Here is a 20,630-nt window from a genome sequence, read left to right as displayed (position 1 = left end):
CGCCGCGGCGGTGTAGCTCAGATGGCAGAGCAAGCGGCTCATAATCGCTGTGTCGCCGGTTCAATTCCGGCCACCGCTACTCTCGTCCCTCGGGCTGGTTCCCGGTGGTCGTTGGGATGGGCGCTACAGGCGCCCACTTTGCATGTCCGCGCCTCCAGCACATAGGCTGAGGCGTTGTAGTTGTTGACCGTTAGCGAGGAAGGCACTCCGCCGTGGCGAAGGCTACCGATGTCCGGCCGAAGATCACTTTGGCGTGTGTGGAGTGCAAGGAGCGCAACTACATCACGCGCAAGAACCGCCGCAACAACCCGGACCGCATCGAGCTGAAGAAGTTCTGCCCCCGGGACGGCCGGCACACGGCCCACCGCGAGACCCGCTGACCCGCCGCCGGCGCGAGCCGGCCGCACGACACCCGATCGCCGATCCGGAACGGATGCGCGGCTTCTTCCGCGCGTCCGCCCCCGGGTCGGCTTTCGTGCTTTCCGTGTAGGTTCTCGGCATGCCCTTGGACCAGTCCTTCGTCGGCCGGACCTATCCGCCGACCGCCCCCTACCAGGTGGGCCGAGAGAAGATCCGCGAGTTCGCCACGGCGATCGGCGCCACCGACCCCGCGTACCACGATCCCGAGGCCGCCCGGGCGCTCGGCCACCCGGACGTGGTCGCCCCGCCGACCTTCCCCGTGGTCCTGACGATGGCCGCCAGTCGGCAGATCATCGACGACCCGGCGATCGGTGTCGACTACAGCCGGGTGGTCCACGGCGACCAGCGGTTCGCCTACACCCGTCCGGTGGTGGCCGGTGACGAGCTGGTCTGTGCGAACACGATCGAGGACATCAGCAGCCGGGGCGGGCACGACTTCCTGACCACCCGCACCGACGTCACCACGGCCGCCGGCGAGCCGGTGGTCGCCGTCTGGTCCAAGCTCGTCGTACGCGGGGAGGCCTGACGTGGAACTGCCCACCAAGACCTTTCGGGTCACCCGGGCCGACCTGGTCCGCTACGCGGGCGCCTCGGGCGACTTCAACCCGATCCACTGGAGCGACCGGTTCGCCACCGGCGTCGGCCTGCCCGGGGTGATCGCGCACGGGATGTTCACCATGGCGCTGGTCGGCCGGGCGGTGACCGAGTGGGCCGGCGCGCCCGACGCGGTGGTCGACTACGGGGTCCGGTTCACCCGTCCGGTGGTCGTTCCCGACGATGACGACGGCACCGAGGTCGAGGTGACCGCCAAGGTCAAGGACACCACCGAAGAGGGCCTGACCAGGCTCGACATCATCGCGACGTGCAGCGGACAGAAGGTGCTCTCGCAGGCCCGGGCGGTGATCCGGACACCCCGCTGAGGGGGCTCCGCCACGCGAGGAGGTGGACCAGTTGGGAAAGTGGCCTCGCTACCCGTACACTGGTCCGCCGTGGGGCAAGTGACCCCGCCCGGTGCTGCACGACCGGGTCGGGGGAGCGTTGCCGCACAGGGGTGTAGCTCAATTGGCAGAGCAGCGGTCTCCAAAACCGCAGGCTGCAGGTTCAAGTCCTGTCACCCCTGCGCCTCAGGCCTGACCGTTCCCGTGGGTCGCGTCGCCAACCGGCGGCGTCCGGCCCGTGGTGGTGGCATCGGCGGGGTGGTTCCGAGGCATCGGGCCCATCCGTCGATCCGCCGGCCGCGGCCCGTCGCGGGACGGTTGGTCCGGCCGGCGTGACCAGCGCCGCGTACGCCGCACCGGCGTGCGACCCCGATTCCCGCGACGGAGGGCGAAGTGGCCGAGAACAAGCGCCGTAGCGAGGACGCCGGCGACGACGACCGTCTGAACGACGATGTCGTCGACGACGTGGCCGCCGACGACGTGGTCGCCGACGACGCCACCGACGCGGACGAGCCGGTCTCCCGTGGCGGCACGGCGACTCGGGCGCGGGCCAAGGCTGAGTCGGCCGACGAGAGGAAGACCCGCAAGGACACCGAGCGGGTGGGGCCGTTCGCCCGCATCGCGCGGTTCTTCCGCGAGGTCGTGGCCGAGCTGCGTAAGGTCATCTGGCCTACCCGCAAGGAGCTGCTGACCTACACCGCCGTGGTCGTCACCTTCGTCGCGGTGATGCTGACGATCGTGGCCGGCTTGGACTACGCCTTCGCGAAGGGCGTGCTGTGGGTCTTCGGCAACCCCAGCTGACCGGCTGACTCAAGCCGATAGTGACGGAAGTGAGCGAGCGTGCCTGAGTACGACGAGACCGCCGAGACCACGGACGAGCAGTCCGCGGTGGCGACGGCGGCCAACGATGAGTCGGTCGAGGCCGCCAGCGAGCCGGACTTTCCGACCACCGAGCCCGCACCGGAAGAGGACTTCGACCCGGTCGCGGAGCTGCGTCAGAAGCTGCGCTACGCGCCGGGCGACTGGTACGTGGTGCACTCGTACGCCGGCTACGAGAACAAGGTCAAGACCAACCTCGAGACCCGGATCACCTCCCTCGACATGGAGGACTACATCTACCAGGTCGAGGTGCCGACCCGGGAAGAGATCGAGGTCAAGAACGGCAAGCGGTCCCAGATCCAGGCCAAGGTGTTCCCCGGCTACATCCTGGTCCGGATGGAGCTGACCGCGGAGTCCTACTCCTGCGTGCGTAACACCCCCGGGGTCACCGGGTTCGTGGGGGCGACCGACCGGGCCGACCGGCCGGCGCCGCTGAGCCTCGACGAGGTGCTCAAGTGGCTCGCCCCGGCGGTCGAGACTGGGCAGAAGAAGGCCAAGCCCGAGGTCAGGGTGCTGGACTTCGAGGTGGGCGACTCGGTCACCGTCACCGACGGCGCGTTCGCCTCGCTGCCGGCGACGATCAGCGAGATCAACGCCGACCAGCAGAAGCTCAAGGTGCTGGTGTCGATCTTCGGCCGGGAGACCCCGGTCGAGCTGAACTTCAACCAGGTCACCAAGATCTGACGTTCCGGTCGCCGGCGGTGGGGCAGCAGCCCGCCGCCGGCGTATCCGTTCCGCCCCCTCGCCGGACCTCGGCGGAGGGGCGGCGGAGCATTGCGCTACTCTAGAACGTCGGCCGTCGCATCGCGCTGACCGTGCGCGCCCCCGGCCGGCACCTTTCCCAGTTCCAAGCCCCAGGAAGTGACATGCCTCCGAAGAAGAAGAAGCTCGTCAAGACGTTCACGCTTCAGCTGAAGGCGGGCCAGGCCACGCCGGCGCCGCCGGTCGGCCCCGCGCTCGGCCAGCACGGCGTGAACATCATGGAGTTCTGCAAGACCTACAACGCGCAGACCGAGTCCCAGCGGGGCGACATCGTCCCCGCCGAGATCAGCGTCTACGAGGACCGTTCCTTCACCTTCGTGCTGAAGACCCCGCCCGCCGCCCGGCTGCTGATCAAGGCCGCCGGCGCCGAGAAGGGTTCCGGCGTGCCGCAGAGCCAGAAGGTCGGCTCCGTCACCCGCGCCCAGCTGCGGGAGATCGCCGAGAAGAAGATGGCCGACCTCAACGCCAACGACATCGACCAGGCTCAGAAGATCATCGCCGGCACCGCCCGGTCGATGGGCATCACCGTCTCCGACTGACCTCGGTCACCGCTTCCCCGTCATTTCGTGGGAGGGTGCGCGGTCACCGCGGCCCGCCATAGACCACAGGAGTAGCAAGAAATGCAGCGCAGCAAGACCTACCGCAAGGCCGCCGAGGTCATCGACCGGTCGAAGCTCTACACCCCGGCCGAGGCTGTCAAGATCGCCAAGGACACCACCAACGCCAAGTTCGACGCCACGGTCGAGGTCGCCATGCGCCTCGGCGTCGACCCCCGCAAGGCGGACCAGATGGTCCGTGGCGTGGTCAACCTGCCGCACGGCACCGGCAAGACCGCCCGCGTGATCGTCTTCGCCTCCGGCGCGAAGGCCGAGGAGGCCGCCGCCGCCGGTGCGGACGAGGTGGGCACCGACGAGCTCGTCGCCCGGATCCAGGGTGGTTGGCTCGACTTCGACGCGGCGATCGCCACCCCGGACCAGATGGCCAAGATCGGCCGGATCGCGCGGATCCTGGGCCCGCGCGGCCTCATGCCGAACCCGAAGACCGGCACGGTGACCATGGACGTCACCAAGGCCGTCTCGGACATCAAGGGCGGCAAGATCACCTTCCGGGTGGACAAGCACTCCAACCTCCACCTGATCATCGGTAAGGCCTCGTTCTCCGAGTCCCAGCTGGTCGACAACTACGCCGCCGTCCTCGACGAGGTGCTGCGGGCCAAGCCGTCGGCGTCGAAGGGCAAGTACCTCAAGAAGGTCACCCTCACCACCACGATGGGCCCGGGCGTTCCGGTCGACCCGAACCTGGTCAAGAACCTCCAGGAGGGCGTGACCGAGGCCTGAGCACCGCTGCCTCGACGGGGCCCCGCCACGAGTCGTGGCGGGGCCCTTTCCGTCTCTCCGGTGTGGCAGGCTCGCGGCATGCGGTGGGAGGGTGTGTGGCTGCGGTACCACCGGCGCGGCCCGTGGGTGCTGCGGGAGACCAGCCTGCGGCTCGACCCGGGCGAGGCCGCCGTGGTGCTCGGCCGCAACGGCGTCGGCAAGTCCACGCTGCTCCAGTTGGCGGCCGGGGTGCTCCGGCCGACCCGGGGCCGGGTCGTCGACCGCCCGCGGCACGTCGGCTGGGTGCCGGAGCGGTTCCCTGTCGACCAGCCGTTCACCGTGCGGCGTTACCTGACCGGGATGGCCCGGGTGGCCGGACTGGGTGGGGGCGAGGCGGACCTGGCGGTCGACCGGTGGACCGAACGGCTGGGCCTGACGCGGTTTCGCGGCGTGCGCCTTCCCGAGCTGTCCAAGGGCACGGCCCAGAAGGTGGGCCTGGCCCAGGCGATGCTGCACCGGCCCGATCTGCTCATCCTCGACGAGCCGTGGGAAGGCCTCGATGCCGCCGCCCGGGAACTGGTCCCCGGGCTGATCGGCGAGGTGCTGGCGGCCGGCGGGTCGGTGCTCGTCAGCGACCATCGGGGCGAGACGGCACGGCTGCCGGGCGCCGCCCGCTGGGCCGTCGCCGACGGCACCGTCACCGCGCAGGGGCCGGCCGACGCGTCGGCCGACGCGCTCGTCGTGGTCGAGGTCGCGGTGCCGGCCGCGCGGGTGGCCGGCACCGTCGCCCGGTTGCGCGCCGACGGCCACCACGTCCTACGGGTACGCTCCGACGCCGCCCCGCCCGACGCCCTCGCCAGGAAGCCGACCGCCCTCGTCGCCGGGGAACTGGCGGCAACGGTTGCTGGGGAACCGACCGCTCCCGCCGCGCCCCCGATCAGCGGTCCGCCGGGCCCTGCCGACGGGGCGGGCGGGGACGTGCCGGCCTCCGGGCCGACAGGGCGGGCGAGCCGGTGAACGCGCTGGTCCGGCTGAGGCTGGCCGGCTTCCTGCGTACCGGACGGGCGGTCGCGCCCCTGCTGGCCGGCCTGCTCGCCCTCGGCGTCCTCTACGGCGGCGGGCGGGCCCAGCCTGGCGAGGCGTACGGCGTCTCGGCGGTGGTGCTGTTCCCGGTACTGGCCTGGCAGACCAAGATCCTGCTCGACGTCGAGCCGGACGTGCAGCGCCGGCTGGCACTGGTGCTCGCCGGGGCGGCCAGGGAACGGGCCGCCGGGCTGCTCGCGGCGGTCGTGGCCGGGCTCGGTACGGTCGCCGCCGGGCTGGTCTACCCGTGGCTGGTGGGCGGGGTGACCAGCCAGGTGCCGCCGGGCGGCCGGTCGCTGGCCGCCGGTGTCGCCCTCGGCGTCTGGGCGCACCTGCTCGCCCTGCCGTCAGCCGTGGCGCTCGGCGCGCTGGCGAGCCGGGCCGTCACGGGCAGCGCCGGGTACGGCGTCGCGGTGCTGGCGCTCGGCGTGGTCGGCACGCTGGTCCTGGGTCTCTCCGACTCGGTGGTCCCGTGGTTGGCGCCGCCGGTGATGTCCACCGCCCGGGCTGCCGCCGCCGGACCGTCCGGTGCCACCCTGGCCCTGCTCAGCGGTTGGGGGATCGCCTGGAGCGCGACGGCCCTGGCCGCGTACGCCTGGCGCCGGCGGGTCCGCGTCTGATCGCGACCGTCCGGGGCGCCGCCCGCTGCGCCCTCCCGGGCCGCTGAGGGCCCCGGTGCACGGTGAACGGGGTCGATCACCGGCGGGGGAGTGACCGGGCGCACCCGGGGGCGATTTGGCGGTCACGGGCGTGTCGCGTAGCCTGAGGCGAAGTAACACCCAGAGACCGCTGGTCACCGTGCCCCGGCACGGTCGAAGGTCCCGCTTCGACGGGCGACCCGCGCAGGGCGGCAAGCGAAACTTGGCCGTGTTCCCGTGGTCCGCCGACTGCGGTGCGACCGGCCGACCCTCGCCCCGTGCGCCCTGCGCCGGGGCGTTTCTCGTTGTCGTGGCCCTCCGGTACCGCGGAAGCCTGCCGGCTTCCCGGTGGACCAGCCTGGAGCAACGAGAGAGGAGGGACATGGCGGACAAGCCGATCCGGGCCGACAAGGCCACGGCCGTCGTCGAGCTGACCGAGAACTTCCGCAACGCGGGCGCTACGGTGCTGACCGAGTACCGTGGTCTGACGGTTTCCCAGCTCACCCAGCTGCGGCGCTCGCTCGGCAAGGAGACCACCTACACGGTCGCGAAGAACACGCTGGCGAAGCGTGCCGCGACCGACGCGGGCATCTCCGGGCTCGACGAGCTGTTCACCGGTCCTACCGCGCTGACTTTCGTTTCGGGCGACGTCGTCGAGGCGGCGAAGGGGCTTCGCGACTTCGCGAAGGCCAACCCGAAGCTTGTCATCAAGGGCGGCGTCTTCGAGGGCAAGGCCATTTCCGCGGCCGAGGTCACGAAGCTTGCCGACCTGGAGTCCCGCGAGGTGCTGCTGGCCAAGCTGGCCGGCGCGATGAAGGGCAACCTGAGCAAGGCCGCGGCCCTGTTCCAGGCCCCGCTGTCGAAGACCGTTCGTGTCGCGGCAGCCCTGCAGGACAAGCGCGAGAAGGAGGGCGCCGAGGCGGCCTGAGGCCCCCGCGGCGCACCCACGTTCTTAGTCAAACATTAGGAAAGGACGCCAGATATGGCGAAGCTCAGCACCGACGAGCTGCTTGACGCGTTCAAGGAGATGACGCTGATCGAGCTCTCCGAGTTCGTGAAGCAGTTCGAGACGACCTTCGAGGTCACCGCCGCGGCTCCGGTCGCCGTCGCCGCCGGGGGCGCTGCCCCGACCGCCGCCGAGGCCGAGCCGGAGAAGGACGAGTTCGACGTCGTCCTCGAGGCTGCCGGTGGCAAGAAGATCCAGGTCATCAAGGTCGTGCGTGAGCTGACCGGCCTGGGCCTGAAGGAGGCCAAGGACCTTGTCGAGGCCGCGCCGAAGGCGGTCCTGGAGAAGGTCAACAAGGAGGCCGCCGACAAGGCCAAGGCCAAGCTCGAGGGCGAGGGCGCCACGGTCATCCTCAAGTAATTGGGGCTGACCGGGCGCGGGCCCGGCTCAGGTTCACGTGAGCCGGGGCGTACTCCGACACGGCGGGCGACGATCTCGAATTTGGATCGTCGCCCGCCGTGTTCGTGTTGGGACCGCCAGCAACGTTCTGAGCAGGGCGCGGACGCCCGGCACCCGGCGGTACGGCCGGAGCGGAGGTCGTCCGTCGGGGGGAAACAGGTGTCGCCGGCGAGACCGGCCCTTGACGCGGCCCCGGGCCGCCAGGCACGCTGACACCTGCAAGACCTTCCGCGCTTGCAACGGCCACCTCTTGGGTATTGGCAGCGGCGGCACCATCGGCCGCCGCACCCGAGCGGATCCGTAGGTCCGCCGCGTTCCGAGCGGCCCGGTCGTCCCTCTTTCGGGGGACTCCGAGGCGCGTTCCGCGACGACCTGCGGGCTGGGCTGGACAGCGGTTAGCCTCTCGGCTACACTGCTAGTTTGCGCTGCCTTCCGACTTGACCCCTGCGCAGAAATGTCCGATTGCGGGTATTTCTGGTGGGGATATTGGAGTGCACGCGTACCAGCCGTTCTGCAGCACCGGTCCTCGGAAGGACGCATCTTGGCAGCTTCCCGCCCTGCGAAGACCAGTCGTACGTCGAGCGCTTTCGCTCCCCGCCGAGTCTCTTTCGGCAGGATCACCGAACACCTCGAGGTCCCCAACCTCCTCGCCATTCAGAACGAGTCCTTCGACTGGCTCGTCGGCAACGAGGGTTGGCAGGGCCGGTCGGCGGACGACCCGCACGCACGCTCGGGTCTCGCGGAAATCCTCGAAGAGATCAGTCCTATTGAGGACTTCTCCGGCACCATGTCGCTCTCCTTCTCGGCACCGCGCTTCGACGAGGTCAAGGCCTCGATCGAGGAGTGCAAGGAGAAGGACCTGACCTACTGCGCCCCGCTGTTCGTGACCGCGGAGTTCACCAACAACACCACCGGCGAGATCAAGAGCCAGACGGTGTTCATGGGTGACTTCCCGATGATGACGCCGAAGGGCACCTTCATCATCAACGGCACCGAACGCGTCGTGGTCAGCCAGCTCGTCCGCTCGCCGGGCGTGTACTTCTCGAAAGAGCCGGACAAGACCTCCGACCGCGACCTCTCCAGCGTCAAGGTCATCCCGAGTCGGGGTGCCTGGCTGGAGTTCGACATCGACAAGCGCGACACGGTCGGCGTCCGCATCGACCGCAAGCGCCGGCAGGCCGTCACGGTCCTGCTCAAGGCCATCGGTTGGTCCGCCGAGCGGATCCGCGAGAAGTTCGGCTGGTCCGAGCTGCTGATGACCACGCTCGAGAAGGACCACATCGCCGGCGCCGACGAGGCGTTGCTCGACATCTACCGGAAGCTCCGCCCTGGCGAGCCGCCGACCCGTGAGAACGCCCAGACCCTGCTCGACAACCTCTTCTTCAACCCGAAGCGGTACGACGTCGCCAAGGTCGGTCGGTACAAGTTCAACAAGAAGCTCGAAGTGGGCGTGCCGATCACCACCGGCACCCTGACCGAGGACGACATCGTCGCCACCGTGGAGTACCTCTGCCGGCTGCACGCCGGCGAGGACGGCTACGAGGCCGACGACATCGACCACTTCGGCAACCGGCGCCTGCGTACCGTGGGCGAGCTGATCCAGAACCAGGTCCGGGTCGGCCTGTCCCGGATGGAGCGGGTCGTCCGCGAGCGGATGACCACCCAGGACGTCGAGGCGATCACGCCGCAGACCCTGATCAACATCCGTCCCGTCGTGGCGGCGATCAAGGAGTTCTTCGGCACGTCGCAGCTGTCCCAGTTCATGGACCAGACCAACCCGCTGGCGGGTCTGACCCACCGGCGCCGGCTGAGCGCGCTCGGCCCGGGTGGTCTGTCCCGGGAGCGGGCCGGCTTCGAGGTCCGCGACGTACACCCGTCCCACTACGGCCGGATGTGCCCGATCGAGACGCCGGAAGGCCCGAACATCGGCCTGATCGGCGCGCTCTCCACCTTCGCCCGGGTCAACCCGTTCGGCTTCATCGAGACGCCGTACCGGAAGGTCGTCGAAGGTCGGGTCACCGACCAGATCGACTACCTGACCGCGGACGAGGAGGACCGGTTCGTCAAGGCGCAGGCCAACGCGCGGCTGAAGGCCGACGGCACGTTCGCCGAGGACCGGGTCCTGTGTCGCCGTAAGGGTGGCGAGACCGAGGACGTGGTTCCCGGCGCCGTCGACTACATGGACGTGTCGCCGCGGCAGATGACCTCGGTCGCGACCGCGATGATCCCGTTCCTCGAGCACGACGACGCCAACCGGGCACTGATGGGCGCGAACATGCAGCGCCAGGCGGTGCCGCTGGTCAAGGCGGAGTCGCCGTTGGTCGGCACCGGCATGGAGTACCGCGCCGCCGTCGACGCCGGTGACGTGGTCGTGGCCGAGGTCGGCGGTGTCATCGAGGACCTCTGCGCCGACTACATCACCATCCACCAGGACGACGGCCACCGCCGGACGTACCTGCTGCACAAGTTCCGCCGCTCCAACGCCGGCTCCTGCGTCAACCAGAAGCCGGTCGTCTTCGAGGGCGACCGCGTCGAGGCCGGTCAGGTCATCGCCGACGGTCCGTGCACCGACGAGGGCGAGATGGCGCTCGGGCGCAACCTGCTGGTGGCGTTCATGTGCTGGGAGGGCCACAACTACGAGGACGCGATCATCCTGTCGCAGCGCCTCGTGCAGCAGGACGTGCTCACCTCGATCCACATCGAGGAGCACGAGGTCGACGCCCGGGACACCAAGCTCGGCCCGGAGGAGATCACCCGCGATATCCCGAACGTCAGCGAGGAGATGCTCGCCGACCTCGACGAGCGCGGCATCATCCGGATCGGCGCCGAGGTCGTCCCCGGCGACATCCTGGTCGGCAAGGTCACGCCCAAGGGCGAGACCGAGCTGACCCCGGAGGAGCGGCTGCTCCGCGCGATCTTCGGCGAGAAGGCGCGCGAGGTCCGGGACACCTCGCTGAAGGTGCCGCACGGCGAGACCGGCACGGTCATCGGCGTGCGTACCTTCTCCCGCGAGGACGGCGACGAGCTGCCGCCGGGCGTCAACGAGCTGGTCCGGGTCTACGTCGCCCAGAAGCGGAAGATCCAGGACGGCGACAAGCTCGCCGGCCGGCACGGCAACAAGGGCGTCATCTCGAAGATCCTGCCGATCGAGGACATGCCGTTCCTGGAGGACGGCACCCCGGTCGACATCGTGCTGAACCCGCTGGGTGTTCCGTCCCGGATGAACATCGGCCAGGTGCTGGAGACGCACCTCGGCTGGGTGGCCAAGACGGGTTGGAGCGTGGACGGCGACGACACCGACTGGAAGCGCCAGCTGCGCTCCATCGAGGCGCACGAGTCCGAGCCGGACACCAACGTGGCCACGCCGGTCTTCGACGGCGCCCGCGAGGAGGAGATCTCCGGTCTGCTCTCGTCGACCCTGCCCAACCGGGACGGCAAGCAGCTGATCGGCTCCACCGGCAAGGCGCAGCTGTTCGACGGCCGCTCGGGCGAGCCGCTGCCGGACCCGATCGCGGTCGGTTACATCTACATCCTGAAGCTCAACCACCTGGTCGACGACAAGATCCACGCCCGGTCGACCGGCCCGTACTCGATGATCACGCAGCAGCCGCTGGGTGGTAAGGCGCAGTTCGGTGGCCAGCGCTTCGGTGAGATGGAGTGCTGGGCGATGCAGGCGTACGGCGCCGCGTACGCCCTGCAGGAGCTGCTCACGATCAAGTCCGACGACGTCCTGGGCCGGGTCAAGGTCTACGAGGCGATCGTCAAGGGCGAGAACATCCCGGAGCCGGGCATTCCGGAGTCGTTCAAGGTGTTGCTCAAGGAGCTGCAGTCGCTGTGCCTCAACGTTGAGGTGCTCTCCAGCGACGGTGTGGCCCTGGAGATGCGCGAGACCGACGACGAGGTGTTCCGGGCCGCGGAGGAGCTGGGCATCGACCTGTCCCGGCGCGAGCCGAGCTCGGTCGAAGAGGTCTGAGGTGAGCGGTCGGGAGCCGGTTCGCCGGCTCCCGACCCCGCCCATTAGCTAAGCAGTACAGACGACGACATAGGGGACATAGTGCTCGACGTCAACTTCTTCGACGAGCTGCGCATCGGTCTCGCCACCGCCGACGACATCCGTCAGTGGTCGCACGGCGAGGTCAAGAAGCCTGAGACGATCAACTACCGCACCCTCAAGCCGGAAAAGGACGGGCTCTTCTGCGAGAAGATCTTCGGCCCGCAGCGGGACTGGGAGTGCTACTGCGGTAAGTACAAGCGGGTCCGGTTCAAGGGCATCATCTGCGAGCGCTGCGGCGTCGAGGTGACCCGCTCCAAGGTCCGCCGGGAGCGGATGGGTCACATCGAGCTGGCCGCTCCGGTGACCCACATCTGGTACTTCAAGGGCGTGCCGAGCCGGCTGGGTTACCTGCTGGACCTCGCCCCGAAGGACCTCGAAAAGATCATCTACTTCGCCTCGTACGTGATCACGAGCGTGGACGCCGAGTCGCGTCACCGCGACCTCTCGACCATCGAGAACGAGATCCTGGCCGAGAAGCGGCAGGCCGAGAACAGCCGCGACTCGGAGATCGAGAAGCGGGCCGCCAAGCTCGAGGCCGACCTGGCCGAGCTGGAGGCCGAGGGCGCGAAGGCGGACGTCCGGCGCAAGGTCAAGGAGGGCGGAGAGCGCGAGATGCGCCAGATCCGCGACCGGGCCCAGCGCGAGATCGACCGCCTGGACGAGGTGCTCGACACCTTCCGCAAGCTGGACTCGAAGCAGCTGGTCACCGACGAGCTGCTCTACCGGGAGCTGCGCGATCGGTTCGGCGAGTACTTCACCGGCGCGATGGGTGCCGAGGCCATCAAGGCGCTGGTCCAGAACATGGACCTCTCCACCGAGGCCGAGAGCCTGCGCGAGACCATCCGCTCCGGCAAGGGTCAGCGGAAGATCCGGGCGCTCAAGCGGCTCAAGGTCGTGGCGGCATTCCTGAACACCCGCAACTCGCCGCTCGGCATGGTGCTGGACTGCGTCCCGGTCATCCCGCCGGACCTGCGCCCGATGGTGCAGCTCGACGGTGGCCGCTTCGCGACCTCCGACCTGAACGACCTGTACCGCCGCGTGATCAACCGGAACAACCGCCTCAAGCGGCTGATCGACCTCGGCGCGCCCGAGATCATCGTCAACAACGAGAAGCGGATGCTCCAGGAGGCCGTCGACGCGCTGTTCGACAACGGCCGCCGCGGCCGGCCGGTCACCGGCCCGGGCAACCGCCCGCTCAAGTCGCTGTCCGACATGCTCAAGGGCAAGCAGGGCCGGTTCCGGCAGAACCTGCTCGGCAAGCGCGTCGACTACTCCGGCCGTTCGGTCATCGTGGTCGGCCCGAAGCTGAAGCTGCACCAGTGCGGCCTGCCCAAGCAGATGGCGCTGGAGCTGTTCAAGCCGTTCGTGATGAAGCGGCTCGTGGACCTCAACCACGCGCAGAACATCAAGTCCGCCAAGCGGATGGTCGAGCGGCAGCGGCCGGTCGTGTGGGACGTGCTGGAAGAGGTCATCGGCGAGCACCCGGTGCTGCTGAACCGCGCGCCGACCCTGCACCGACTGGGCATCCAGGCCTTCGAGCCGCAGCTCGTCGAGGGCAAGGCGATCCAGATCCACCCGCTGGTCTGCACCGCGTTCAACGCCGACTTCGACGGTGACCAGATGGCGGTGCACGTGCCGCTGTCCGCCGAGGCTCAGGCCGAGGCGCGGATCCTGATGCTGTCGTCGAACAACATCCTCAAGCCGGCCGACGGCAAGCCGGTCACGATGCCCACCCAGGACATGGTCATCGGCCTGTACCACCTCACCCACCTCAGGGCCGGTGAGAAGGGCGAGGGCCGGCCGTTCAGCTCGGACGCCGAGGCCCGGATGGCCTTCGACGCCAGCGAGCTGCACCTGCAGGCGCCGGTGAAGATCCGGCTGCGCGGGCTGGTCGGGGTCGACAACGGCGTCGGCGCCGAGCCGTGGGTCGCGCCGGAGGGCTGGGTCGAGGGTGACCCGCTCACCGTCGAGACCACCCTGGGCCGGGTGCTGTTCAACGAGACGCTGCCGCAGGGCTACCGCTTCGTGAACTACGAGATCCGCAAGGGACAGCTCTCCGCGATCGTCAACGACCTGGCCGAGCGCTTCCCGAAGGTGGCGCTGGCCGCCACCCTGGACGGCCTCAAGGAGGCCGGTTTCCACTGGGCCACCTGGTCCGGTGTGACGATCGGCATGGAGGACGTCATCGCTCCGCCGCGCAAGCGGGAGATCCTGGAGAAGTACGAGAAGGAAGCCGACCGGATCGACAAGCAGTACCAGCGGGGTCTGATGACCGCCGAGGAGCGTCGCGGCGAGCTCATCGAGATCTGGACCAAGGCGACCAACGAGGTCGCCAAGGAGATGGACACCGCGTTGCCGCAGGAGAACCCCCTGTGGAAGATGATCCACTCGGGTGCCCGCGGTAACCTGCTCCAGCTCCGTCAGATCGCCGCGATCCGTGGTCTGGTGGCCAACCCGAAGGGCGAGATCATCCCCCGGCCGATCAAGGCCAGCTACCGGGAGGGTCTGTCCGTGCTGGAGTACTTCATCTCCACGCACGGTGCCCGCAAGGGTCTCGCCGACACCGCGCTGCGGACCGCCGACTCGGGTTACCTGACCCGCCGTCTGGTGGACGTGTCGCAGGACGTCATCATCCGCGAGGAGGACTGCGGCACCGACCGGGCCATCCCGATGCAGATCGGCGAGCGGCGCGACGGCAAGCTGTACGTCCACGAGCACGCCGAGACCAGCGTGCACGCCCGGACCCTGGCGGACGACATCAAGGGGCCGGACGGCAACGTCGTCGCCGAGCGCGGCCAGGACGTCAACTCCATCGGGGTCGACCTGATCGTCGCCGCCGGGGTGGAGACGGTGCGGGTGCGCAGTGTGCTCACCTGCGAGTCGAAGCTGGGCGTCTGCGGTGCGTGCTACGGCCGCTCGCTGCCGACCGGCAAGACCGTGGACGTCGGCGAGGCGGTCGGCATCATCGCCGCCCAGTCGATCGGTGAGCCCGGTACGCAGCTGACGATGCGTACGTTCCACACCGGTGGTGTCGCGGGTGAGGACATCACCCAGGGTCTGCCCCGCGTCCAGGAGATCTTCGAGGCCCGGGTCCCGAAGGGCAAGGCGCCGATCGCCGACACCCCGGGCCGGATCCGGATCGAGGACGGCGAGCGGTCGCGGAAGATCATCGTTGTGCCGGACGACGGCAGCGAGGAGATCGTCTACGACAAGATCTCCAAGCGGGTCCGGCTGCGGGCCCACGACGGCGACCACGTCGAGGTCGGCGAGAAGCTCACCGAGGGCACCATCGACCCGCACGAGCTGCTGCGCATCCTCGGCCCGCGCGCGGTCCAGGTCCACCTGACCCAGGAGGTCCAGCAGGTCTACCGCTCGCAGGGTGTGCTCATCCACGACAAGCACATCGAGATCATCATCCGCCAGATGCTGAAGCGGGTGACGGTCATCGACTCCGGCTCGACCGAGTTCCTGCCGGGCGTGCTGGTCGACCGGGCGCTGTTCGAGTCGGAGAACCGCCGGCTCGTCTCCGAGGGCGGCGAACCCGCCGCCGGTCGCCCGGTGCTGATGGGTATCACCAAGGCCTCGCTGGCCACGGACTCCTGGCTGTCGGCGGCCTCCTTCCAGGAGACCACCCGGGTGCTGACCGACGCGGCGATCAACTCGCGCAGCGACTCGCTGGTCGGCCTCAAGGAGAACGTGATCATCGGTAAGCTCATCCCGGCCGGTACGGGCATCAGCAAGTACCGCAACGTCCGGGTCGAGCCGACCGAGGAGGCCAAGGCCAAGGTCTACTCGATGACCGGCTACCCGGAGACCGACTACGGCTTCGGGCCGGCCAGCGGGCAGGCCGTGCCGCTGGACGACTTCGACTTCGGGTCGTACCGCTAAGCAGTAGGAACGACGAGGCCCCCGGCAGCCGCCGGGGGCCTCGTCGCATCTCGGTTCGGACAGAACGGATGAAGAGGTCTCCCGGCTCGGTGCCGTGCGTGCCGAACCCCCGTCCGGGCGGCGGGGTGGCTCCGGCGGGGAAGAGGGCGGCGGGGCCGGGTCGCCCGACCGGGCCGGAGGGGCATGATGGTGGGCATGACGACCGCACCCGGGCAGGTGCCCGTCGCGCAGCCGGGGCCGCGCCATCCGCTCGATCCCGACCCGGTCCGGTCCAGCAAGGCCCGCGCGGTCTTCGCTCTCGGCCTGATGGGCGCGCTCACCGGGCTCTTCGTCGGTGGGGTGGTGCCGGCCACCCTCGCCCTCGTGCTGGCCCGTCAGGCCCGGCGGGAGGCGTACGCCTCGGGGGGTTTCCTCACCGGCGGGGCCTGGCTGCGGCGGGGGGAGCGGCTGGCCTGGGCGGGGTTGGTCCTGGTCGCGACGACCGTCGTGGTGGCGGTGGTGATCGGGCTGGTCCGACTGGCCGGGCAGCCGTTCGGGCACGACTACGCGCCGAACGTGGACTGACCGTCCCGGGGGATGCGTCCCCGCCCACCCACGAGGGCTGGGGCGGCGGCGGTAGCCTGACCGGTGTCCGTCGCGCGGCGGTGGACAGCGACCGGCGACTGGAGGCCCTCGTGACGGAACCGGCGCGGCCCTCGGGCGATCCGGCGGAGCGACCCGTCGCGCCCCCGGATCCGGCCGGGCCTCCCGCCTCGCAGGGGGCGAACCCGTGGGCCAGGCCGGCTGCCGACGCGGACGCCGGGCCCCGCATCGCCCCGGAGGTCGCCCCCGTGGAGTACGCGCCGCCGCCGGTCTCCCCGCCGCCCCCGCCGGCCGGGAACGCGGGATCTCCTCCGGGTCCGTTCCCGCCGGCCGGCCCCGCGGCGCACCCGGGCCCCGCGCCGCAGGTCGGCTGGTCGTCGCCGGCGGGTCCGTCCGGCGGTGAGCGGCCGGCCGGCCCGTATCCGACGCTGGCGCCCTGGTCCGGGCAACCGGCAGGGGCTCACCCCGTAGCGGGACCGGTGGGGTATCCGGGCCAGCACGCGGGCCCCGGCTGGGGCGGGCCGGGCACCGGCTGGGGGCGGGTGCCCCCGCCGCCGCGGGAGGCCCCCCGGCCGCCGAAGCGGGTCGACCCGGTGCCCGGCACCCCGTTCGGCGTGGTGCACCTCGACGTCCCCCCGGTCACCTCCGGGCTCGCGGTCGGCTCGTTGGTGGCCGGGATCGCCTCGGCCCTGGTTTCGCTCCTGGTGATCTGTCTGGGGGCGACCGCGGCCTCGCAGGGGGTCTGGGCCGCCGGCGTGTTCGCGTTCCTCGGGGTGCTGGCCGGGGCGGCGGCCGTGGTGGCCGGTCTGCTCAGCACGCGACAGATCCGGCGACCCGCGCCGCCGCCCGCAGTGCGGTTCACCGGCCGGGGCCTGGCCCTGGCCGGGATCAGTTGCGGCGCTTCGGGCCTGGTGCTCAGCCTGCTCGGTCTGGGCCTGGCGCTGCTCTCCGGCCTCGGCTGAGCCGGTGGTCCGCCGGGCCCGGTGATCGACGGCGTCAGGCGGCCGGCCCGAGGTGTTCGGTTCCTCCCGGGCCGTCGAGGTGGCGGGGGCGGACGGCGCGGGCCGGCCGGGGTCCGGCGGGGGCGACCGGGTCGTCTCCGGCGGAAGCCGTTACACTTGTTTCCGTAGGTGCCCATCGCGGATGGGCAGGCACGACGGTTCGGCCGGCAGTGCGGTGACGCTGATCTCCGGGACCTCTCCGTTTTGACCTGTGCGGCTGTGATAGGTACTCTTTCCCCTTGCGCCCGGGCCTGCCCGGGCGACTCGTGCGTGCGCTGGACCCGGGCGACCTGGTGAGCATGCGGCGACACGACATAGCCAAAGACCCGGCGCGGGTGATCGCGGGCCGGTGACAGAAATCCGGTGCGCGCGCGAGCGGCGGCACCGGGACCGTGAGCTGGGCGACACGCCCGACCGCGGGTGCCGGGACCTTCGCAAGATGGCCCTGGCCGGAATGTAGGAGAGCCTTCCCACCAGGGACGGTTACGAGTAGACGGCGCGGCCGCCGGATGGCGGCCGAAGGGAGCGGAGAAACCCGGTGCCCACGATTCAGCAGCTGGTCCGAAAGGGCCGCAAGGCCAAGACGACCAAGACCAAGACCCCGGCGCTGAAGGGTTCCCCTCAGCGGCGCGGTGTGTGCACCCGCGTGTACACCACCACCCCCAAGAAGCCGAACTCGGCGCTCCGTAAGGTCGCTCGCGTCAAGCTCAGCAGCCAGATCGAGGTGACCGCCTACATCCCGGGCGTGGGTCACAACCTGCAGGAGCACTCGATCGTGCTCGTCCGCGGCGGCCGGGTGAAGGACCTCCCCGGCGTGCGTTACAAGATCGTTCGCGGTTCGCTGGACACCCAGGGTGTCCGCAACCGCAAGCAGGCGCGCAGCCGTTACGGCGCGAAGAAGGAGAAGAGCTGAGATGCCGCGTAAGGGACCCGCTCCGCGGAAGCCGCTGGTCGCTGACCCGGTGTACAACTCGCCGTTGGTCACCCAGTTGGTGAACAAGATCCTCATGCGCGGTAAGCGTCAGCTCGCCGAGCGTATCGTGTACGCCGCTCTGGAGGGCTGCCGCGAGAAGTCCGGCACCGACCCGGTCGTCACCCTCAAGCGGGCGATGGACAACGTCAAGCCGACCCTCGAGGTGCGCAGCCGCCGCGTCGGTGGCGCCACCTACCAGGTGCCGGTCGAGGTCCGTCCGACCCGCGCGACCACCCTCGGTCTGCGCTGGCTGGTGACGTACTCCAAGGCCCGGCGCGAGAAGACCATGATCGAGCGGCTCATGAACGAGCTGCTGGACGCGAGCAACGGCCTGGGTGCTGCCGTGAAGCGGCGCGAGGACACGCACAAGATGGCCGAGTCGAACAAGGCCTTCGCGCACTACCGCTGGTAACACACTTGGTTCCGGCGCCTCTCGGGGCGCCGGAACCGCCACCAGTTGTGTCGAGACGACGATAAGTAGGGATTGAAGTGGCCGCCGCAGACGCGCTCGCCAACGTACGCAACATCGGCATCATGGCTCACATCGATGCCGGTAAGACCACCACCACCGAGCGGATCCTCTTCTACACCGGTATCACGTACAAGATCGGTGAGGTCCACGATGGCGGTGCCGTCATGGACTGGATGGAGCAGGAGCAGGAGCGTGGGATCACCATCACCTCCGCTGCTACCAAGTGTGAGTGGAAGGGCCACACGATCCAGATCATCGACACGCCCGGCCACGTCGACTTCACGGTCGAGGTCGAGCGGTCGCTGCGGGTGCTGGACGGTGCGGTCGCGGTCTACGACGGTGTGGCCGGCGTGGAGCCGCAGACGGAGAACGTCTGGCGTCAGGCCGACAAGTACGACGTCCCGCGGATGTGCTTCGTCAACAAGCTCGACCGGACCGGCGCGGACTTCTTCCGCTGCGTGCAGATGATGATCGACCGGCTCAACGCCACCCCGCTGGTGCTCCAGATCCCGATCGGGCTCGAGGGCAACCACATCGGCGTCGTCGACCTGATCGGCATGCGCGCCCTCACCTGGCGCGGGGAGACCCAGAAGGGTGAGGACTACGCGATCGAGGAGGTCCCCGCCGACCTCGCCGACTCCGCCGCCGAGTGGCGCGAGAAGCTGATTGAGACCCTGGCCGACGTCGACGACTCGGTGATGGAGAAGTACCTGGAGGGCGAGGAGATCTCCGTCGAGGAGATCAAGGCCGCCATCCGGCGCGCCACCATCGCCAGCAAGGCCAACCCGGTGCTCTGCGGCTCGGCGTTCAAGAACAAGGGCGTCCAGCCGATGCTCGACGCCGTGGTCGACTTCCTGCCGTCGCCGCTGGACGTCCCGGCGATCGAGGGCACCGCGGCCGACGGCGAGACGCCGCTGCAGCGGAAGCCGTCGAAGTCGGAGCCGTTCGCCGGCCTGGCCTTCAAGATCCAGACCGACAAGCACCTCGGCAAGCTCACCTACGTCCGGGTCTACTCCGGCACGGTCGAGACCGGCAACCAGGTGGTCAACTCCACCAAGGACCGCAAGGAGCGGATCGGCAAGATCTACCAGATGCACGCCAACAAGCGGGAAGAGCGCGGCTCGGCCCAGGCTGGCGACATCATCGCGGTGCAGGGTCTGAAGCAGACCACCACCGGCGACACGCTGTGCGACCCGGCGAACCCGGTCATCCTGGAGTCGATGACCTTCCCGGAGCCGGTCATCGAGGTCGCCATCGAGCCGAAGACCAAGGCCGACCAGGAGAAGCTCAGCACCGCCATCCAGCGGCTGGCGGAGGAGGACCCGACCTTCCGCGTCAAGCTGGACGAGGAGACCGGTCAGACGGTCATCGCCGGCATGGGCGAGCTGCACCTGGACATCCTGGTCGACCGGATGCGCCGCGAGTTCAACGTCGAGGCGAACATCGGCAAGCCGCAGGTGGCGTACCGCGAGACCATCCGCCGCAAGGTGGACAAGATCGAGTACACCCACAAGAAGCAGACCGGTGGCTCCGGCCAGTACGCCCGGGTCATCGTCAGCGTGGAGCCGCTGCCGATGGGCAACGACTCCCCGACGTACGAGTTCGCCAACGCCGTCACCGGTGGCCGTATCCCCCGGGAGTTCATCCCGTCGGTGGACGCTGGCGCCCAGGACGCGCTGCAGTACGGCATCCTGGCCGGCTTCCCGCTGGTCGGTGTCAAGCTGACGCTGCTGGACGGCCAGTACCACGAGGTCGACTCCTCGGAAATGGCGTTCAAGATCGCCGGCTCGATGGTGATGAAGGAGGCGGCCCGCAAGGCCGACCCCGCACTGCTCGAGCCGATGATGGCCGTTGAGGTCACCACTCCTGAGGAGAACATGGGTGACGTCATCGGCGACCTCAACTCCCGCCGCGGCATCATCCAGGCGATGGAGGAGCGCAGCGGCACCCGCATCGTGAGGGCCCTGGTGCCGTTGTCGGAGATGTTCGGCTACGTCGGCGACCTGCGGTCGAAGACCCAGGGCCGGGCCAGCTACAGCATGCAGTTCGACTCCTACGCCGAGGTTCCGCAGAACGTGGCGAAGGAGATCATCGCCAAGGCTACGGGTGAGTGACGCTCACCTGAGCTGATCGGATGAACCGGGGCTGGTCGCGGGAGGGTATCCCCGCCGGCGGCCACCTCGGTCGGGTTGCATGAGACCGGGTCTGTAGGCTTCATC

General features: G+C 69.6%; 18 protein-coding genes and 2 tRNA genes. All 20 read left to right on the top strand.

The window, feature by feature from the left end:
* Positions 1-6: 6 nt before the first annotated feature.
* The 20 genes from ACQPZO_RS27235 (at position 7) to fusA (ending at position 20,525) form a co-directional block, all read left to right on the top strand.
* Positions 7-79, top strand: a tRNA-Met gene (locus ACQPZO_RS27235).
* A gap of 133 nt (positions 80-212) precedes the next feature.
* A complete protein-coding gene (rpmG, locus tag ACQPZO_RS27230; protein WP_387014966.1) occupies positions 213-380 on the top strand; it encodes a 50S ribosomal protein L33 in 168 nt (55 codons plus the stop codon).
* 119 nt (positions 381-499) lie between these two features.
* On the top strand, positions 500-946 hold the full coding sequence (locus tag ACQPZO_RS27225) for an FAS1-like dehydratase domain-containing protein (RefSeq protein WP_387014969.1): 447 nt from the start codon (positions 500-502) through the stop codon (positions 944-946).
* A 1-nt stretch (position 947) separates the two neighbouring features.
* Complete coding sequence (locus ACQPZO_RS27220; RefSeq protein ID WP_433344740.1) at positions 948-1,340, top strand: MaoC family dehydratase; 393 nt, start codon at positions 948-950, stop codon at positions 1,338-1,340.
* Positions 1,341-1,467: 127 nt separating this feature from the next.
* A tRNA-Trp gene (locus ACQPZO_RS27215) sits at positions 1,468-1,540 on the top strand.
* A gap of 211 nt (positions 1,541-1,751) precedes the next feature.
* Positions 1,752-2,159, top strand: coding sequence for a preprotein translocase subunit SecE (gene secE / locus ACQPZO_RS27210; protein ID WP_433344739.1), 408 nt, complete (start codon positions 1,752-1,754; stop codon positions 2,157-2,159).
* Positions 2,160-2,198: 39 nt separating this feature from the next.
* Positions 2,199-2,921 carry a transcription termination/antitermination protein NusG gene (nusG, locus tag ACQPZO_RS27205; protein ID WP_396670346.1) on the top strand — a complete coding sequence of 241 codons (723 nt, stop codon included), beginning with the start codon at positions 2,199-2,201 and terminating at the stop codon, positions 2,919-2,921.
* 182 nt (positions 2,922-3,103) lie between these two features.
* Positions 3,104-3,538 (top strand): 50S ribosomal protein L11, encoded by a 435-nt coding sequence (rplK, locus tag ACQPZO_RS27200; RefSeq protein WP_405116251.1) that lies wholly within the window; start codon positions 3,104-3,106, stop codon positions 3,536-3,538.
* Between the two features lie 81 nt (positions 3,539-3,619).
* The gene (gene rplA, locus ACQPZO_RS27195; RefSeq protein ID WP_350881996.1) at positions 3,620-4,336 is read left to right on the top strand and encodes a 50S ribosomal protein L1; all 717 of its coding nucleotides are present in this window, start codon (positions 3,620-3,622) and stop codon (positions 4,334-4,336) included.
* Positions 4,337-4,414: 78 nt separating this feature from the next.
* Positions 4,415-5,332: an ATP-binding cassette domain-containing protein gene (locus ACQPZO_RS27190; RefSeq protein ID WP_433344738.1), complete on the top strand. Its 918-nt coding sequence runs from the start codon at positions 4,415-4,417 to the stop codon at positions 5,330-5,332.
* Positions 5,329-6,018 carry a hypothetical protein gene (locus ACQPZO_RS27185; RefSeq protein WP_433344737.1) on the top strand — a complete coding sequence of 230 codons (690 nt, stop codon included), beginning with the start codon at positions 5,329-5,331 and terminating at the stop codon, positions 6,016-6,018. The genes ACQPZO_RS27190 and ACQPZO_RS27185 overlap by 4 nt, the downstream gene beginning before the upstream one ends.
* Before the next feature lie 400 nt (positions 6,019-6,418).
* A complete protein-coding gene (gene rplJ, locus ACQPZO_RS27180; RefSeq protein WP_433344736.1) occupies positions 6,419-6,964 on the top strand; it encodes a 50S ribosomal protein L10 in 546 nt (181 codons plus the stop codon).
* Positions 6,965-7,018: 54 nt separating this feature from the next.
* Positions 7,019-7,402 carry a 50S ribosomal protein L7/L12 gene (gene rplL, locus ACQPZO_RS27175; RefSeq protein WP_433344735.1) on the top strand — a complete coding sequence of 128 codons (384 nt, stop codon included), beginning with the start codon at positions 7,019-7,021 and terminating at the stop codon, positions 7,400-7,402.
* A gap of 580 nt (positions 7,403-7,982) precedes the next feature.
* Entirely contained in the window at positions 7,983-11,414 is a 3,432-nt protein-coding gene (locus ACQPZO_RS27170; RefSeq protein ID WP_387014991.1) for a DNA-directed RNA polymerase subunit beta, read from the top strand.
* 81 nt (positions 11,415-11,495) lie between these two features.
* Positions 11,496-15,383 (top strand): DNA-directed RNA polymerase subunit beta', encoded by a 3,888-nt coding sequence (locus ACQPZO_RS27165; RefSeq protein WP_433344734.1) that lies wholly within the window; start codon positions 11,496-11,498, stop codon positions 15,381-15,383.
* Positions 15,384-15,578: 195 nt separating this feature from the next.
* A complete protein-coding gene (locus tag ACQPZO_RS27160; protein WP_350881983.1) occupies positions 15,579-15,947 on the top strand; it encodes a hypothetical protein in 369 nt (122 codons plus the stop codon).
* A 611-nt stretch (positions 15,948-16,558) separates the two neighbouring features.
* Positions 16,559-16,927, top strand: coding sequence for a hypothetical protein (locus ACQPZO_RS27155; protein ID WP_433351286.1), 369 nt, complete (start codon positions 16,559-16,561; stop codon positions 16,925-16,927).
* A gap of 577 nt (positions 16,928-17,504) precedes the next feature.
* On the top strand, positions 17,505-17,879 hold the full coding sequence (gene rpsL / locus ACQPZO_RS27150; protein ID WP_320066535.1) for a 30S ribosomal protein S12: 375 nt from the start codon (positions 17,505-17,507) through the stop codon (positions 17,877-17,879).
* Between the two features lies 1 nt (position 17,880).
* On the top strand, positions 17,881-18,351 hold the full coding sequence (rpsG, locus tag ACQPZO_RS27145; RefSeq protein ID WP_320066534.1) for a 30S ribosomal protein S7: 471 nt from the start codon (positions 17,881-17,883) through the stop codon (positions 18,349-18,351).
* A 77-nt stretch (positions 18,352-18,428) separates the two neighbouring features.
* Complete coding sequence (gene fusA / locus ACQPZO_RS27140; protein WP_433344733.1) at positions 18,429-20,525, top strand: elongation factor G; 2,097 nt, start codon at positions 18,429-18,431, stop codon at positions 20,523-20,525.
* Positions 20,526-20,630: the final 105 nt, after the last annotated feature.

The sequence above is a fragment of the Micromonospora sp. CA-111912 genome (genome assembly GCF_050948415.1).
Taxonomy (GTDB): Bacteria; Actinomycetota; Actinomycetes; order Mycobacteriales; family Micromonosporaceae; genus Micromonospora.
This window is presented reverse-complemented; position numbering and strand designations above follow the sequence as displayed.